This is a genomic window from Propionivibrio sp., assembly GCF_041441355.1.
Classification (GTDB): Bacteria; Pseudomonadota; Gammaproteobacteria; order Burkholderiales; family Rhodocyclaceae; genus Propionivibrio.
The window spans coordinates 48,833-64,121 of the sequence record NZ_JASDTF010000011.1 but is presented as its reverse complement, the minus strand read 5'-3'; the positions used below and the strand labels follow the sequence as shown (position 1 = coordinate 64,121).

The window sequence follows — 15,289 nt, the reverse complement described above, 5'->3', positions numbered from 1 at the left end:
GTACCCAGGTGCGCTTTCCGCCGCCCAGTTTGCGCCCCTCGGTTTAGACGTCCGCGTGGTCCTCGGCGTCGAGCCAGCGCAGCAGCATGGCGTACAGCCGCTCGGGGTCGACCGGCTTGCCGATGTGGTCGTTCATGCCGGCGGCCTGGCACGTCTGGCGGTCGGTTTCGAAGACGTTGGCGGTCATCGCCAGGATGGGCGTCGCGGCGTAGCCGGGGAGACGGCGGATGGCGCGCGCGGCGCCAGGGCCGTCGAGCTCGGGCATCTGCATGTCGAGCAGGATCAGGCGGTAGGATGCTTGCGCGGCCAGGTCGACGGCTTCGCGGCCGTTGACGGCGAGGGTCGCGATCAGGCCGACATCTTCGAGCAGGGCGAGCGACACTTCCTGGTTGATCGGGTCGTCCTCCGCGAGCAGGACGCGGGTTCCCGCGTGGCGTTCGCGCAGGCGGCGTTCGACATCGTCGTGGACGGTGGGCCGCGGTGTCGGCGCCACGCCTTTGCCGAGACGGACGGTGAACCAGAAGGTGGCGCCCTTGCCCGGCGTGCTGTCGACGCCGATTTCGCCGTCCATCATTTCGACCAGGCGCTTGCTGATCGCCAGCCCCAGCCCGGTGCCGCCGTAGCGGCGCGACGTCGAGTTGTCGCCCTGTTCGAAGACGGCAAAGAGGCGCGGCAGGGTGTCTGCGGCGATGCCGATGCCGGTGTCCTCGATTTCATAACGCAGGCACACCGTATCCTGGGTTTCGTCGATGACGCCGGCACGTACCGTGACCTGGCCCGTAGCGGTGAATTTGACTGCGTTTCCGCCCAGGTTGAGGAGGATCTGCATCAGGCGCGGCGGGTCGCCGCGCAAGCTCAGCGCGGCGAGGTCGGGCGCCACCTCGAGCTTGAAGTCGATCCCTTTTTCGACCGCCCGTGGGCTGAGCATGCTGAGCAGACGCTGGTGTAGGTCGTCCGGGCTGAAGTTGATCGCATCAAGGCTCAGGCGTCCGGCCTCGATCTTGCTGATGTCGAGGACGTCGTCAATGATTTCGAGCAGGTGGTGCGAGGCCTGGTCGATCCGGCCGAGGTGACTGCGTTGCTGGGCGTCGACGGCGTTGCGCAGGGCGAGCGCGGTCATGCCCATGATGCCGTTCAGCGGTGTGCGCAGCTCGTGCGACATGTTGGCGAGGAAGGCACTCTTGGCGCGGCTGGCCGCTTCAGCCGCGTCCTTGGCTTCGTGCAGCTTGATCTCGTTGTGCTTGCGCTCGGTGATATCGACGTGCGTGCCGACGGCGCGCACGGGCTGGCCGGCGGCGTTGCGCGCGACGACCAGGCCGCGGCTGAGGACCCACTTGTAGCTGCCGTCCTTGCAGCGTTGCCGGAATTCGAGTTCGTAATGTCCCGGCGCGGCTAGCCGGGCCTCGACTTCGGCCCGGATGCACGCGCGCTCATCCGGGTGCAGGGTGTCCGTCCAGCAGGCGTCGATGCGGTCGCCGAGTTCGCCCGGAAGATAACCGAGGAGGGTGCTGTAGGCGGGGTTGAGGTGCGCCGTTCCGGCCTGAAGGTCCCAGTCCCAGATGCCGTCGCGGCTCGCCTGCATGGCATAGCCGTAGCGTTCCTCGCTGTGCCGCAGGGCTGCGTTGGCGGTGTCGAGCTGTTGCGTCCGTGTCGCCAGCAGGAGGTTGCTTTCCTCGACTTGGTGCAGGGATTCGGCAAGCCGGGCCGCCGCAGTTTTGAGACCCCGTTCGGAACGGTAGCTGTGCCGTGCGGCGAGTACGCTGATGAGTACCACGGCGGCGAAGAGACCGGAGAGCAGCATCGCGCTGCGCCGTTGGCCCGCCATGAAGTCCTCGGTGGCCTGACCGACGATGACGTAGAAAGGTTGATCTTCGAGGCGGCGGTAAGAGAAGACGCGGTGGATGTTGTCAATGGGCGAGGTGGCGCGAAAAGTGCCGGACACGGGGCGAACGGCCATTTGCGTCAGCATTTCGGGCGACACCCGGCGGGCATTGCGTTCGTCTTGGGCGACTTCGGAGCGCGGGTGGCGGGTGACCAGCGTCATCTCCGCGGTGCGCAGGCTGAGCAAGCCCCCGGGGCCGACGTCGAGATTCGAGAAAATGGCCTCCAGGCCGTTCAGCGTCAGGGTGACGTAGGCAATGCCGGCGAACGCCCCGTCGTTGTCGACCAATCGCCGCGACAGGAAGAGCAGCGGCTGATGCGTGATCCGGCCCAGCAAGGGGCCGTCGAAAACGAGGCCCGCATCGGGGTTGTCGCGGGCCCGGGTGAAGTAAGCCCGGTCGGCGAAACTGACGTCGACCAGATCGTCGTTGCCGTAGCGCAGGATGCCGTTGCGGTCGAGGATGCGCAGGTTCTGCGCCTCGGGCAGCTGCTTGAGCGCTTCGGTGAGAAAGGCATTGATGCGTGTCCGCTCGACCCGGCCGTACTGGCGGGCGTCGCGGTGGTAGTTGACGGCGGTGAGGATCAGCGCGTCGGCGCGGGCGTAGAGGTCGCTCACCTGCTCGGCGACGAGGAGGGCCAGGTTTTGCGTCGAGACTTCCGCTTCCTTTTGGCTGCGGCCGGCTTCCATCCACACCACGGCGAAAGTGAGCGCGCCCACGACGGTAACGACCAAGGCCGCCCCGAGCGCGTGCGGGAACCAGTCCGGTAAAGCGGGCGCACGATCTGCGAGGCGGGAAGGCGACATGTTTTCCTTGTGCGACGGTTGCCGAACGAAGAACTGCCGGAGCGCAGCCGGAGTGTGGCGGGAGTGTGGCCGGGTCAGGCGCGGCGTTCGGCGGTGGATGGGGTCAGCCTAATCATCATAGGAGATTTCATCCGAGGCTTCGCTCCCGGGGCCAAGGCCCCGGGGTCGGCAAGGCGTTCAGAACCCGTTGCGCAACAGCACGTAAAGGCCGGTGCCGGCGAGGATGCTCAGCAAGGCGTTCTTTCGCCAGCCCTGCAGGGCGGCGGTGAGGGCGACGCCGGCCAGTTCCGGCCAGGGCGCGCCGGCGTGGGCGCGGGCGGCGCCGAGCGCCGAATGCAGCACCAGAAGGAGCATGATCGCCAGCGGCAGGAAACGGCCGAGGCGGCGCACCACGGGGTGGTGCTCGATCCATTCGGCGGCGACGAAGGGCAGGGCGCGCAGGGCGAAGGTGACGAGGGCCATCGCGACGATGGCTTTCAGGGCGTAGGTGCTGTCAATCATGGTGGGCTTCCGCAGCGGCGTTGGCGCGCGTTGGCGGCGGCTCGCCGCGCCAGGCCCCGACCGCGACGCACAGGGCGATGGCCAACGCCAGCGCGTGCTCGGCGGCGAGCAGGCTGGCCAGGGCATAGGCGACGAGCGCGGTGAGCAGCGGCGCGAGTTCGCGCCGGCTGCGCCACTGTTCGACGGCGAGTACGGTAAAGAGGGCGACGAGGGCGAAGTCGAGGCCGACGAGGTCAAGCTGGGCGCGCGCCCCGAGCAGGGCGCCGAGCGCGCTGCCCAGCACCCACCAGGCCTGGTTGAGCGCGGCGATGGCGACGAGGCGACGGCGGTCGATGTTTTCCGGCAGGGTGGTGAGCACCGAATAGGTCTCGTCGGTCAGCGCGAAGATCGCGTACCAGCGCTGCAGCGCCGGGCGCGGCAGGCGGTCGAGCAAGGACAGGCCGTAGAAGACATGGCGCAGGTTGATGATCAGTGTCGCGGCGGCGAGCGTGCCGAGCGAGAGGCCGGCGGCGAGCATCGGAATCATCATGTATTGCGCTGCGCCGGCGTAGATCAGCAGGCTGGCGAGCACCGCCACCCAGGCCTCGGCGCCGGCCTGCACGAAAAGGAAACCGAACACCATGCCCAGCGGCACGTAGCCCATCGCCACCGGCGCGCTGAGGGCCAGCAGGGAGAGCGCCGGCGGGGGCGCAGCGGGGTCGTGGGTCGGGGATGGCATCGGCATGGCGGCGAAAAAACAGGACAGGCGGCGATTATCGGCGCAGCGCGCGGGAAAGCGCAAACCGCGGGGCGCCACGCCGTTCAGGCGGCAGCGCGTTCGGGCGAGCTTTGGGGGGCGGATGTCATTGCGCTGCGGCTGCGCGCCAGCGCGCGCGAGAGTGCGGCCGGACTGGCGTAGCCGGCGTCGCGCGCCGCGCCCTTGAGTCCCTTGCCGGCGGAGACCGCGCGCTGGGCGATGGCGAGGCGCAGGCCGGCGAGGTACTTGCCCGGCGGCTGGCACATCAGGCGGTGGAAGGTGGTGGCGAACAGGGTGCGCGACATGCCGGCAGTATCGGCTAAACGTTCGAGCGTCCAGGCGCTTTGCGGCGCCTCGTGCATGGCCACCAGGGCGCGCGCGATGCGGGCGTCGGCGAGGGCGCGGAACAACCCCTGCGGCGGCGTGGCGTGGGCAATCAGGTGGCGCAGCAGGCCGATCAGCAGGATGTCGCCGGCGCGGTCGAGCAGGGTGGGCTGGCCGCAGCGCGGCGTTTCCAGTTCGTCGGCGATGAGGGCGATGGCGTGCCGCAGCGACGGCTCGGCGTCCCGCAGCGGAACGCAGCGCGGTTCGGCCAGTTCGCGCTGGAAAAGCGGCGCCACCGGGCCGTCGAAATCGACGCTGAGGCAGAGTAGGCCGGGGAAGGCGTCCGGCGTACGGGGCGCGAGCCGGTGCGCCCGGTCGGCACGGCAGAGGACGATGGCCGGCGCGGCGACGTGCGTTTCGTCTACGGGCGGTGCCTGGAAGGCGAGGCTGCCGGCGGTGACGAGGTAGAGCTCAAGACGGGGGCAGCACTGCTATCGGCCGGACGGGTGAGTTCGGCGCCGGAGCCGACGGCCGCAGCGCGGGCGCTGCGGATGCGCGGGGCCAGGCCGGCGAGCAGGGCGGAGAGGCGGTCGAGGTTGTCGGGGATCGGCATGGCGTTGTTTTGAACGATCTGCAATGTTTTGTGAATCAATGATTGCCGATTGTACTGCATTCTCTGCTTTCCGGTGGCGATGCGATCGTGCCGGTTTCCCCCGCTCACCCCGTCGCCGGGTCCGGAAATCCCCGTCGGCGCCTGAAAGAGAAAGGAATTTCCGTGAAACCCGAAGTCCTCCTGCCGCGCTATCCCGTCCCCGCCCTCAACGTCGCGCTTCATGGCGGCGGCCGCTACGTGCTTGGGGCCGATCCTGGCGAACGTTTCGACCTCATCGTCTTCTACCGCGGCCTGCATTGCCCGCTCTGCGCCATCTACCTCAAGGAACTCGACCGCCTGCTGCCCGAGTTCGAAAAGCGCGGCGTGCGCGTGCTCGCGGTGAGCAGCGACGATGGTGAGCGTGCGGCGACGATGGCCGAGCAGATGCGCGAGGGCGCGCTCAAGTTCGGCTACGGCCTGAGCCTGAAAAGCGCCCGCCAGTGGGGGCTGTTCATCAGCACCTCGCGGGGCAAGACTTCGATCGGCATCGAAGAGCCGGCGCTGTTCTCCGAGCCGGGGCTCTTCCTCGTCCGCCCGGACGGCACGCTGTACTACGGCGCGGTGCAGACCATGCCTTTCGCGCGGCCGTCGTTCAAGGACTTGTTGATGGCGATCGACTTCGCGATCGAGAAGGACTACCCGGCGCGCGGCGAGTATACGGGCGCCGTCTGAGCCTCTTGCGCGAGGCCTTCCGTGCGGCCGCCGAAGCGGCTTTGCGGGCGCGGCCGAGCGCCGTTCAGCGGGCGGGCTCGGTGACGTCGAGCAGGCTGTCCGCCCAGGCTTCGGCGTCGGCCATGTTGGTGAAGAAGGCGCAGGGCCAGCCCGCCGCCGCGTACGCCGCGGCCAGTTGCGGACGGATGATCGCTTCGCCTTCCAGCGAGGGATCGATCACCACCGCGCTGCCCAGGGGCGATAGTCCTTTGCTCCGGAAGCGCTCGACATGCCGGGCGAAGGCTTCGAGCGCCTCGGCGGTGGCGAGCAGGTTGTGGCGGAATTCGAGAATCTCGACCCACTTGCCAGCGGCTTTCATGCGGGCGAACACCTGGGCCTCGAGTTCGGCCACGGCGGCCAGCGCTTCGGCGTTGAAGGGGCCGGTGGCAGTGGTTCGCAGCCGATGCCCATCCATCTCAAGCCGGATCGTGCCGTGCGCCCTGAAACGGGCAAAGGCCGGGGCGTCGGTGGAATAGGAAATCTTGGGCATGGACGATCGGAACGCATCTCTTCGAGAGGAGCAGCCTAGTCAAAATGGCATAGGTTCCGACGCATTTCAAACCCGTTTTCGATGACCGTCGTCGACGTCTTTTCGGCACCGGCGTAGAGCGCGTCGAGCATCTGCGGCGTGACTTCGGCCGCCGGCCGGTCGAAGGCGATGCGCCCGGCGCGGACGCCGACGATGCGCGGAAAATGTTCGAGCGCGAGGTCGACCGCGTGCAGACTGGCGACCAGCGTTGCGCCGCGGGAACGCGCTTCGTCGACAAGCAGGCCGATGGTCGCCCGGGCGAGCGCCGGGTCGAGCGCCGAGACGGGTTCGTCGGCGAGGATCAGTTCCGGCTGCTGGTAAAGCACGCGGGCGATGCCCACCCGTTGCAACTGGCCGCCCGAGAGGCGGTCGCAGCGCTGGAAGAGCTTGTCGGCGAGGTCGACGCGGGCCAGCGCCGTGCGTGCGCCGGCGATGTCCTGCGGGTAAAACAGCGAGGCCAGCGCTTTCCACGCCGGCCAGCGGCCGAGACGGCCGGCGAGCACGGCGGTGACGGCGCGTTGCCGGGCGGGAATCGGCGGCGCCTGATGCACCGTCCCCAGGCGCGTGCGCAGGCGGCGCAGGGCGCCTGGCGTCAGGCGCGCGGGCTCGCCGCCGAGCACCTCGACGCGCCCGCCGCTGGGCGCGTGCGCCGTGCCCAGCAGGCCCAGCAGGCTGGTCTTGCCGGCGCCCGAGGGGCCGATCAGCGCGAGCTGTTCGCCGGGGGCGGCGCAGAGGTCGATGCCTTCGAGCGCGACGAAGGGCTTGCCGGTGCTGCTCGCGTGTTGCAGACCTGCGCCGTCGAGGCGGAAGGCAGGCGCCGCAGCGCGCGTGGCCTCGCTCACGGCCTTATTTCAGCAGGCCGGCCGAACGTGCCGCCTGCTCGATGCCGTCGTAGTTCTCCTTCTTGCTCGGGATGAACTTCGAGGCGCGTTGCAGGGCCATGATCTCCTTGTGCTCGGGATTGTTCGGGTCGAGCTTGAGGAAGGCATCGGTCAGCTTTTTGATCAGCGTCGGGTCGAGGTCGCCGCGCACCGTCCAGTTGTAGTCGAAGTAGGGCGGGGTGGTGGCGAAGACGCGCACCTTTTCGGGATCGACCTTTTTCAGCTCGACGAGCTTGTCCCACACCGAGGCGTTGAGGACGCCGGCGTCGGCCTTGCCGGCGGCGACGAAGGCCACCGTCGCGTCGTGCGCGCCGGAGTAGGCCACGGTCTTGAAGTCCTTTTCCGGGTTGAGCCCGGCCTGCTGCAGGAAGAAGCGCGGCATCAGGCTGCCCGAGGTCGAGGACGGCGCGCCGAAGGCGAAGGTCTTGCCCTTCAAGTCAGCGAGCGTCTTGATCGCCGGGTCGGCGGTGACATACTTCGAGGTGAAACGGGCGTCTTCTTCGCGCTGGACGATGGGAATCGCCGTGCCGCCGGTGCGGATCTTGGCCTGTACGAAGGTGAAACCGCCGAGCCAGGCGAGGTCCAGCTTCTTGGTCGCCAGCGATTCGACGACGGCGGCATAGTCGGTGACGGGCACGAAGCTGACTTTCAGCCCCGTTTCCTTCTCCAGATATTTGCCGAGCGGCGCGAACTTGCGCTGCAGTTCGGTCGGCGCTTCGTCGGGAATCGCCGAGACGCGTAACACGTCGGCGGCGAAGGTGGCGGTAAAACAGGCGCTCGCCGCACAGGCAAACGCCACCTTGAGCGCCAGGCGGCGCAGGGTGGTCGAGGACATCGTTCATCTCCGGTCGGGCGGCCCCCCATGAACGAGGCCGCATTCGGCGCCGGGCGCCGGTTGGACAACAAAGGCGGTACGCAGACCGCTGGGCGCGATTATACCGGCATGTGCAGCGGGCTTAGATCAAGCGCCGGCGGAAGGCGGTGATGACGATCTCGCCGATGACCACGACGGCGAAGATGGTGAGCAGGATGACGGCGACGCGGTCCCACTGGAACATGTCGATCGCGGCGTTCATGATCATGCCCAGGCCGCCCGCGCCGACGAGGCCGAGGACCGAGGATTCGCGCACGTTGATGTCCCAGCGCAGGAGCATGATCGACCAGAAGGCGGGTTTGACCGCCGGCCAGTAGCCGTAGAGGATCTGGCTCGTTTGTGTCGCGCCGGCGGCCTTGAGCGCCTCGATGCCGCCGCGCGGGACTTCCTCGAGCGCTTCGCCGAGCAGCTTGCCGACGAAGCCGACCGAGCGGCAGGCGATGGCCACCGTGCCGGCGAGCGGGCCGGGGCCGAAGACGGCGACGAAGAGCAGCGCCCAGACGAGCGAATTGACCGAGCGGCTGGCAACCAGCAGCGCCTTGGCGCAGAGGTTGATGCCGGCGTGCGGGGTGAGGTTGTGCGCGGCGAGGACGGCGAGCGGCAGGGCGACGACCATCGAGAAGAGCGTGCCGAGCGTGGCGATGTGGAAGGTTTCCATCAGCGCGGCATGCACCGACTCGGGGTAGAAGGCGAGGTCGAGCGGCCACATGCGGCGGCCCATGTCGAGCATCTGCTCGGGCGCGTCCCAGAGGAACTCCCAGATCACGTTGATGCTGTTCATCGAAGCCAGGACGGCGAGGCCGATGGCCAGCCAGAGCGCCGTGCGGGCGAGCTTTTCGCGCAGCGTGTGGCGCTGCCAGACGCGCTGCAGTGCAGTATCCACGGGCGTTGCGGCGGCGCTGCAGGGCGCGTCAGGACTGGGCGTTGAAGAGGCGTTTGACATGGTTGGCAAGCACTTCGCCGAGCAGGACGACGGCGATGATGACGATCAGGATGGCGAGCACGGAGTCGTACTCGAAACGTTGGAAGGCGGCGAACAGCGCGCCGCCGATGCCGCCGGCGCCGACGATGCCGACCATCGTCGAGTTGCGCAGGTTGGCGTCGAGCTGATAGGTGCAGAAGCCGACCAGGCGGCCCATGACCTGCGGCAGCACGCCGAAGACGACGACGCTGGCGAACGGGGCGCCGGTGGCGCGGATGGCTTCGATCTGCTTCATCGAGATTTCCTCGATGGCTTCCATGAACAGCTTGCCGACGAAGCCGATCGAGGCGACGACGAGCGCCAGCACGCCGGCCAGCGCGCCGAAGCCGACGGCCTTGATGAAGATGATGGCGACGATGACCGGGTTGAAGGCGCGGCAGAGGGTGACGATCAGCCGCGCCGGCCAGGTGGCCCAGGCTGGCATCAGGTTGCGCGCGCCGAGGATGGCGATGGGCAGTGAGACGAGGACGCCGAGGAAAGTCGCCAGCGCGGCGATCTGCAGGCTTTCGAGGAAGCCGGTGAGGATGTTGTCCCAATGCCGGTAGCTCGGCGGGAACATGCGCTCGAAGAAGCGCGCGCCGTTGTCGAGGCCGCGCACGAAGCGTTCGGCCGAGAAATCGAGCTGCCCGAGCGCGTAGAGCGCGTAGGCGAAAACGGCGCAGAACAGCAGCTTGGCGCCGAGCGAGCTTTTGAACGGGGCGCAGGCGCGGGCCGGCGCCGGAGCAGGGGCGTTCATTGCAGCCAGCCCTCGCCGCCGTAGATCATCTTGAGGTGCTCGTCGGTGAGGCGTTCGGGCGGGCCGTCGAAGACGACGTGGCCGCCGGTCATGCCGACGATGCGGTCGGCGAAGCGGCGCGCCAGTTCGACGTCGTGGATGTTCACGAGGACCGGGATCTTGTGCATCTCGCCCTGCGCCTTGAGCAGCTCCATGATCTCGACCGAAGTCTTGGGGTCGAGCGAGGAGGTGGGTTCGTCGGCGAGCAGCATTTCCGGGCGCTGCATCAGCGCGCGGGCGATGCCGACGCGCTGGCGCTGGCCGCCGGAGAGGGCGTCGGCGCGCTGGTTGGCGAAGCTCGAAAGGCCCACGGTGTCGAGCAGTTCGAACGCGTGTTCGATGTCCGCCGGGTCAAAGCGGCGCAGCCAGGCCTTGAACGGGCTGAGGTAGCCGAGCCGGCCGGTGAGCAGGTTCTCCATCACCGTTAGCCGTTCGACGAGGTTGTATTCCTGGAAGACCATGCCGATGCGCCGGCGCGCCTCGCGCAGCGCGCGGCCTTCGACGCGGGCGAGGTCCACGCCCTTGAAGACGACGGCGCCTTCGGTCGGATCGACGAGGCGGTTGATGACCCGGACCAGTGTCGACTTGCCGGTGCCCGAGGGGCCGATGATGGCGGTCAGACCTTGCGCGTCGAAATCGAGGTCGATGCCCTTGAGGACCGGCTGGCCGGGGCGGTAGGCCTTGACCAGGCCCTGGATGCGGAGCACGGCGGAGTTTGGTGCGGCTGCGTTCATGCGTCTTTCCTGTGCGCCTCCCGAGGACGAGCAAAGTCAGTCCGGAGGTATAAAAAACCCGGCCCCATCGTGAAAGCGGCGGGGGGCCGGGAAGGAGGCATTACTTCTTGGCCTTGGCTTCTTCCTTCTTGCGTTCGGCCTCGTAGCCGGCGCGGCTCAGGTTCTGTCCGGCCGAGACGGCCACCTGGCGAACCAGCGCCCAATCCTTCTTGTACTCGGCCGGGAGGAAGCGGTCGCCGCCCAGGCCCTTGGCCATTTCCGGCGGAATGCGGTAGGTGTAGAAGCAGTCCTTGATCTTGGCCACCAGCTTGGGATCGAGGTCGTGCGCGTAGGCGTAGGCGTCGGTCGGGAAACGGTCGCTGACGTAGAGGGTGCGGAAGTCGTCGGCCTTGACCGCGCCGCGCTCGATCATGTGCTGCAGCACGTCGCTCGCCACCGGCGCCGCGTCGTAGTCGCCCGAGCGCACGCCGAACACGGACTGGTCGTGCTTGCCGGAATAGACCACCTGGTAATCCTTGTCCGGGGTGAGCCCGAGTTCGGGGAAGAGCGCGCGCGGCGCGAGGTTGCCGGAGTTGGACGACGGCGAGGTGTGCGCGACCTTCTTGCCCTTCAAGTCGGCGAGCGTTTTGTACGGGCTGTCCTTGCGCACGATCATCTGCACCGACACGCCTTCCGGGCCTTTCTCGGTGCCGCGGATGGCGAAGGGCACGGCGCCGGCGATGTTGACCGCGAAGGTCGTCGGGCCGGTGGAGAAGGCGGCGAGGTGCAGGCGGCCCGAACGCATGGCCTCGATCTCGGCCGAATTGGACTGCACGGCGAAGAAGATCGTCTTCTTGCCCACGCACTGCGTGAGGTGGCCCATGAAGGGCTGGAACAGCTTTTCGTAGATCGACGGGTCTTCAACCGGGGTGAAGGCGAAGACCAGGGTATTCGGGTTGCGCCACTTCTTGGCGTCGGTCGGGGCGTCGGCGACGAGGTCCTGGTTGGCGTCGCAGTACATCACGTCGAGGTCGCCGCGGCTGGGGCAGGCGTCCTGGGCAAAGGCGGGCGCGGCCAGCGCGCTCAGTGCGGCGGCAAGCAGGACGGCCTTTGCGGCGGGCCTGGAGGGCGCGTGGATATTGGCTTCTGGCATGTCGGTTCTCCTGGTGGCGGCACCCGCGTGGGCGCCCGGGCGGCGGGATGGCAAGGCTGCGAGGCTGGAGATTCCGGACGTTGCAGCGTCCGGTTGCGGCACAAGCCTCGCCGCCTCGCCATCCCGGAAGTCGGGTTACTTGGCTTTCTTGGCGCGTGCGGCGTCTTCCTTCGCTTTTTCCTTCTCGTAGCCGGCACGACCGTAGCTCTCGCCCGCGGCTTCGCCAACCTGGCGGACGATCTGCCAATCCTTCTGGTAGCTGATCGGCGCAAAGCGGGTGGCGCCTTCCATGCCTTTCGAGAGCGCTTCGTCGAATTTGTAGCCGAGGACGCACTTGACCACGGTGTCGCGCAGCTGCGGCTCGAGGTCGTGCGCGTAGGCGAGCGAATTGACCGGGAATTTCTCGCTCTGGTAGATGATGCGGAACTCGTCTTCCTTGATCACGCCGCGTTTGGCCATCTGGTGGAAGATGTCCGAGGCCACCGGCGCCGCATCGTAGTCGCCCGAACGCACGCCCATGATCGACTGGTCGTGCTTGCCGGAGTAGAGCACCTGGTAGTCCTTCTCCGGGGTCGCGCCGAGGGCGGGGAAGAGGGCGCGCGGCACGGCATTGCCCGAGGTCGACGACGGCGAGGTGTGGGCGACCTTCTTGCCCTTCAGGTCGGCGATCGTCTTGATGCTGCTGTCCTTGCGGACGATGAGGTAGAGGTGAAAACCGTGCGGGCCGTTGTCGTCGGCGCGGATGGCGAAGGGCACGGCGCCGGCGATGTTCACCGCGTAGTTGGTGGTGCCGGTGGAGAAGAAGGCAAGGTGCAGGCGGCCCGAGCGCATCGCCTCGATCTGCGCCGAGTTGGACTGCACCGAGAAGAACACCGTCTTCTTGCTCGTGCATTGGGCGAGGTATTTGACGAAGGGGTCGAACATCCGCTCATAGACCGACGGGTCTTCGAGCGGCGAGAACGAGAAGACCAGGGTGTTCGGGTTCTTGAATTTCTTGGCGTCGCTGGGCGGGTCGGCGACGAGGTTCTTGTCCGCGTCGCAGTACATCAGGTCGAGCTCGCCGCGATTGGCGCAGGCGTCCTGCGCCTGCGCCGGCAGTTGCAGGCCCAGCATGAGCAGGCCGAGCAGACCAAACCGGCCAAGCCGCGTCAGGCGGCCCTGGCCTTCTTGCTTCAGTGTCCGTTCCATTCCGTGTTCCCTCTCCTGGTTAGGCGACAGTGCAGGTCGGCGACGCCCTGAGTGGGCGTTCTTCTGAAGGCTGAATCGAGTGCGTCCTTTGAGTCTTGAATCTCGAATCCGGGCCCGATTCTACCGGCATCGGAGCGGCTGCCAAGGGCGGGGGGCGGGCGAGGCTTGCACTTGCCTTTCCCTTCCCTTTCAGGCGGCTTTCAGGGGCGGTCTAGGCGGCCGGGTGTTGTCGTTCGTTCGCGCCGATCATGCTGCGAGCATCGCATTTGGCGCGCCGCGCTTCCCGCCGCGCGACGCCTGCTATAAGCTGCCGTTTTTATCGGTTCGGCCTGCGGCAATGAAGATTCTGCTGGTGGAAGACGATCGCGACATGTCCAAGGCCTTGTCGCGCGCGCTGGAAAAGCGCGGTTTCGGGGTCACGCCCTGCTACGACGGGATCAATGCCTTCCAGGCCATGCGCCAGGAAGCGCACGACCTCGTCATCCTCGACCTCAATATCCCCGGCGAGGATGGGCTGCACCTCCTGCAGCGGGCGCGCAACGCCGGCATCCACACCCCGGTGCTGGTGCTCACCGCGCGTTCCTCGGTCGGCGACCGCATCGCCGGGCTCAACGCCGGCGGCGACGACTACCTCTCCAAGCCCTTCGACCTCGACGAACTCGAAGCCCGGCTGCGCGCCTTGCTGCGCCGCGCGCGCGGGCACGAAGAAACCGCTCAGCGCTGCGGCCGGCTGTGCCACGAACGCGCCTCCGGCGCCTTCTACAACGGCGACGCGCCGCTCGAACTCACGCCGCGCGAGCAGGCCATGCTGCAGGCGTTGATCGCCAAGCCCGGGCACGCGGTGACCAAGGAGCGGCTCTACCGCGTGGTCTTTGCCGACGAAGCGCAGACCCACCTTGAGGCCGTCGAGGTGGTCGCCCACCGCCTGCGCAAAAAGCTTGCCGGCACCGGCGCCGAGCTGATGACCCTGCGCGGCCTGGGCTACCTGCTGCGCGAGGAAAAGCCGGGCGAGGCGGCGGCGAGCGTCAGCCCAGCCCCAGCCCCGAACGACACGGCCGCGGGCTAGGCCATGAACGCCGGCGCGGGGACGGTCTACTCGGCGCGCAGCTACGTCCTCGCCTGGATTCTCATCCCCGTCGTCCTGATCATCGCCGTCGACACCTTCGCCCTCTACCGCAACGCCCTGCGCTCGGTGGGCGCGGCTTACGACCGCACCCTGCTCGCCACCGCGCACGCCGTCGGCGACGCGGTGCGCTACGAAAAAGGGCGCTTCCGCGTTTCGCTGCCGCTGGCGCTGTTTGAAATCTACGAGGCAGCGCAGTCCGGGCGCTATTACTACCGCATCAGCACCCACCAGGGCGAGCTGATCTCGGGCGACGAAGACCTGCCCGTCTATCAGGGCGACTTCCCGCGCCGCGCCGCCTACCCGGCCGTCGTCCAGTTCTACGAAACCGAGTTCCGCGACCAGCCGATGCGCGTTGCCGTCCTCGAACAGCCGGTCTTCTCCGGCGACGAGACGGGGCGGGTGGTGATCCAGGTGGCCGAGCCGCTCGCCATCCGCGAAGCCTCGGCGCGCGACATCCTCGAAGACACCCTGCTGCGCCAGGGGCTGCTGCTCGCGCTCGTGGCCGGCGCGCTCTTCGTCTCGCTCAAGCACGGCCTCAAATCGCTCTACGAACTGCGGCGCGAACTCGACCAGCGCTCGGTCGACGACCTCTCGGCGATCACCCTGCGCCCGACCATCCGCGAAGTGAACACCGTGATCCTCGCGCTCAACGCGCTGATGGCGCGCGTCGGCCGCCTCGTCAATTATCAGAAACGCTTTATCGCCAACGCCTCGCACCAGCTGCGCACCCCGCTCGCCGTGCTCAAGACCCAGCTCCAGTCCGGCCTGCGCGGCGACGTGCCGGCGCAGGACGTGATGCGCGAGATGGAAGCCACCGTCGACCGCGCCGTGCTGCTCGCCAACCAGATGCTGATGCTCGCCAAGATCGAACAGCAGCGCTCGCACGGGCCGTTCGAGCGCTGCCACCTCGACAAGCTGGCGCGCGCCGCGGTGCTCGAACTCTCGCCGCTGATCGCCGAGAAGAACCTCGACTTTGAAATCACCGGCGAAGAAGCGCAGTTCATGGGCAACGCCTGGCTGGTGGGCGAACTCCTGCGCAACCTGCTTTCCAACGCCATCCGCCACACCCCGGAAGGTGGGCGCCTGGGCATCGACATCGCCCGCCGCGACGGCCGCGCCACCCTCTGCCTCTGGGACAGCGGCGGCGGCATCCCCGACACCCAGCAACAATGCGTGTTCTCGCCCTTCGCCAGCTTCTCGCACCACGGCACCGGCTTAGGCCTTGCCATCTGCAAGGAAATCGTCGACACCCTCGGCGGCGAGATCACCCTCAGCAACCGCCTTGAAAATGGCTTGCCCGTGGGGCTGGAGGCGCGGGTGGGGTTTCCGGCGGTTTAGGTGGCGGTGGAGGTACAGCCAGTATGCCGTGCTGGAAGCTGCCGAAGGGGCGATGGAAGAAAGTCGGCCATTGCTGCCGTAGCCTATGCAGCCGGGAATGGCCGGTGTAGATCGGTTACC

At 67.8% G+C, this 15,289-nt stretch carries 15 protein-coding genes and 1 pseudogene; 3 read left to right on the top strand and 13 right to left on the bottom strand.

Annotated elements, in window-relative coordinates:
* Positions 1 to 43 precede the first annotated feature (43 nt).
* The 5 genes and pseudogenes from QMB55_RS03445 to QMB55_RS03425 form a co-directional block, all read right to left on the bottom strand.
* Positions 44 to 2,686: an ATP-binding protein gene (locus QMB55_RS03445; protein WP_497587266.1), complete on the bottom strand. Its 2,643-nt coding sequence runs from the start codon at positions 2,684 to 2,686 to the stop codon at positions 44 to 46.
* 177 nt (positions 2,687 to 2,863) lie between these two features.
* Entirely contained in the window at positions 2,864 to 3,187 is a 324-nt protein-coding gene (locus QMB55_RS03440; protein ID WP_497587265.1) for a branched-chain amino acid transporter permease, read from the bottom strand.
* The gene (locus tag QMB55_RS03435; RefSeq protein WP_497587264.1) at positions 3,180 to 3,905 is read right to left on the bottom strand and encodes an AzlC family ABC transporter permease; all 726 of its coding nucleotides are present in this window, start codon (positions 3,903 to 3,905) and stop codon (positions 3,180 to 3,182) included. Before QMB55_RS03435 ends, QMB55_RS03440 begins: the two co-directional genes overlap by 8 nt.
* Positions 3,906 to 3,988: 83 nt before the next feature.
* Positions 3,989 to 4,663, bottom strand: a pseudogene (locus QMB55_RS03430) (cupin domain-containing protein); the annotation flags it as partial.
* A gap of 5 nt (positions 4,664 to 4,668) precedes the next feature.
* Entirely contained in the window at positions 4,669 to 4,920 is a 252-nt protein-coding gene (locus tag QMB55_RS03425) for a hypothetical protein (RefSeq protein WP_497587263.1), read from the bottom strand.
* 102 nt (positions 4,921 to 5,022) lie between these two features.
* Between QMB55_RS03425 and QMB55_RS03420 the strand changes: the two genes are divergently transcribed.
* A complete protein-coding gene (locus tag QMB55_RS03420; RefSeq protein WP_497587262.1) occupies positions 5,023 to 5,571 on the top strand; it encodes a peroxiredoxin-like family protein in 549 nt (182 codons plus the stop codon).
* Positions 5,572 to 5,635: 64 nt separating this feature from the next.
* Here the strand turns inward: QMB55_RS03420 and QMB55_RS03415 are convergent, their stop codons facing one another.
* The 8 genes from QMB55_RS03415 to phnD (QMB55_RS03380) form a co-directional block, all read right to left on the bottom strand.
* A complete protein-coding gene (locus QMB55_RS03415) occupies positions 5,636 to 6,100 on the bottom strand; it encodes a hypothetical protein (RefSeq protein WP_497587261.1) in 465 nt (154 codons plus the stop codon).
* Positions 6,101 to 6,135: 35 nt separating this feature from the next.
* A complete protein-coding gene (locus tag QMB55_RS03410; protein ID WP_497587260.1) occupies positions 6,136 to 6,981 on the bottom strand; it encodes a phosphonate ABC transporter ATP-binding protein in 846 nt (281 codons plus the stop codon).
* Positions 6,982 to 6,985: 4 nt separating this feature from the next.
* Positions 6,986 to 7,855 (bottom strand): putative selenate ABC transporter substrate-binding protein, encoded by an 870-nt coding sequence (locus QMB55_RS03405; RefSeq protein ID WP_497587259.1) that lies wholly within the window; start codon positions 7,853 to 7,855, stop codon positions 6,986 to 6,988.
* A 121-nt stretch (positions 7,856 to 7,976) separates the two neighbouring features.
* A complete protein-coding gene (phnE, locus tag QMB55_RS03400) occupies positions 7,977 to 8,777 on the bottom strand; it encodes a phosphonate ABC transporter, permease protein PhnE (protein WP_497587258.1) in 801 nt (266 codons plus the stop codon).
* 28 nt (positions 8,778 to 8,805) lie between these two features.
* Complete coding sequence (phnE, locus tag QMB55_RS03395; protein ID WP_497587257.1) at positions 8,806 to 9,612, bottom strand: phosphonate ABC transporter, permease protein PhnE; 807 nt, start codon at positions 9,610 to 9,612, stop codon at positions 8,806 to 8,808.
* Entirely contained in the window at positions 9,609 to 10,385 is a 777-nt protein-coding gene (gene phnC, locus QMB55_RS03390; protein WP_497587256.1) for a phosphonate ABC transporter ATP-binding protein, read from the bottom strand. Before phnC ends, phnE (QMB55_RS03395) begins: the two co-directional genes overlap by 4 nt.
* A 100-nt stretch (positions 10,386 to 10,485) precedes the next feature.
* Positions 10,486 to 11,517: a phosphate/phosphite/phosphonate ABC transporter substrate-binding protein gene (gene phnD / locus QMB55_RS03385; RefSeq protein WP_497587255.1), complete on the bottom strand. Its 1,032-nt coding sequence runs from the start codon at positions 11,515 to 11,517 to the stop codon at positions 10,486 to 10,488.
* Between the two features lie 135 nt (positions 11,518 to 11,652).
* The gene (gene phnD / locus QMB55_RS03380; RefSeq protein WP_497587254.1) at positions 11,653 to 12,705 is read right to left on the bottom strand and encodes a phosphate/phosphite/phosphonate ABC transporter substrate-binding protein; all 1,053 of its coding nucleotides are present in this window, start codon (positions 12,703 to 12,705) and stop codon (positions 11,653 to 11,655) included.
* A 337-nt stretch (positions 12,706 to 13,042) separates the two neighbouring features.
* Here phnD (QMB55_RS03380) and QMB55_RS03375 point away from each other — a divergent pair, with 337 nt between their 5' ends.
* Both QMB55_RS03375 and QMB55_RS03370 read left to right on the top strand, forming a co-directional pair.
* Positions 13,043 to 13,771, top strand: coding sequence for a response regulator (locus QMB55_RS03375; RefSeq protein WP_497587253.1), 729 nt, complete (start codon positions 13,043 to 13,045; stop codon positions 13,769 to 13,771).
* Positions 13,772 to 13,774: 3 nt separating this feature from the next.
* The gene (locus tag QMB55_RS03370; RefSeq protein ID WP_497587252.1) at positions 13,775 to 15,169 is read left to right on the top strand and encodes a sensor histidine kinase; all 1,395 of its coding nucleotides are present in this window, start codon (positions 13,775 to 13,777) and stop codon (positions 15,167 to 15,169) included.
* The last annotated feature ends 120 nt before the right edge of the window (positions 15,170 to 15,289 follow it).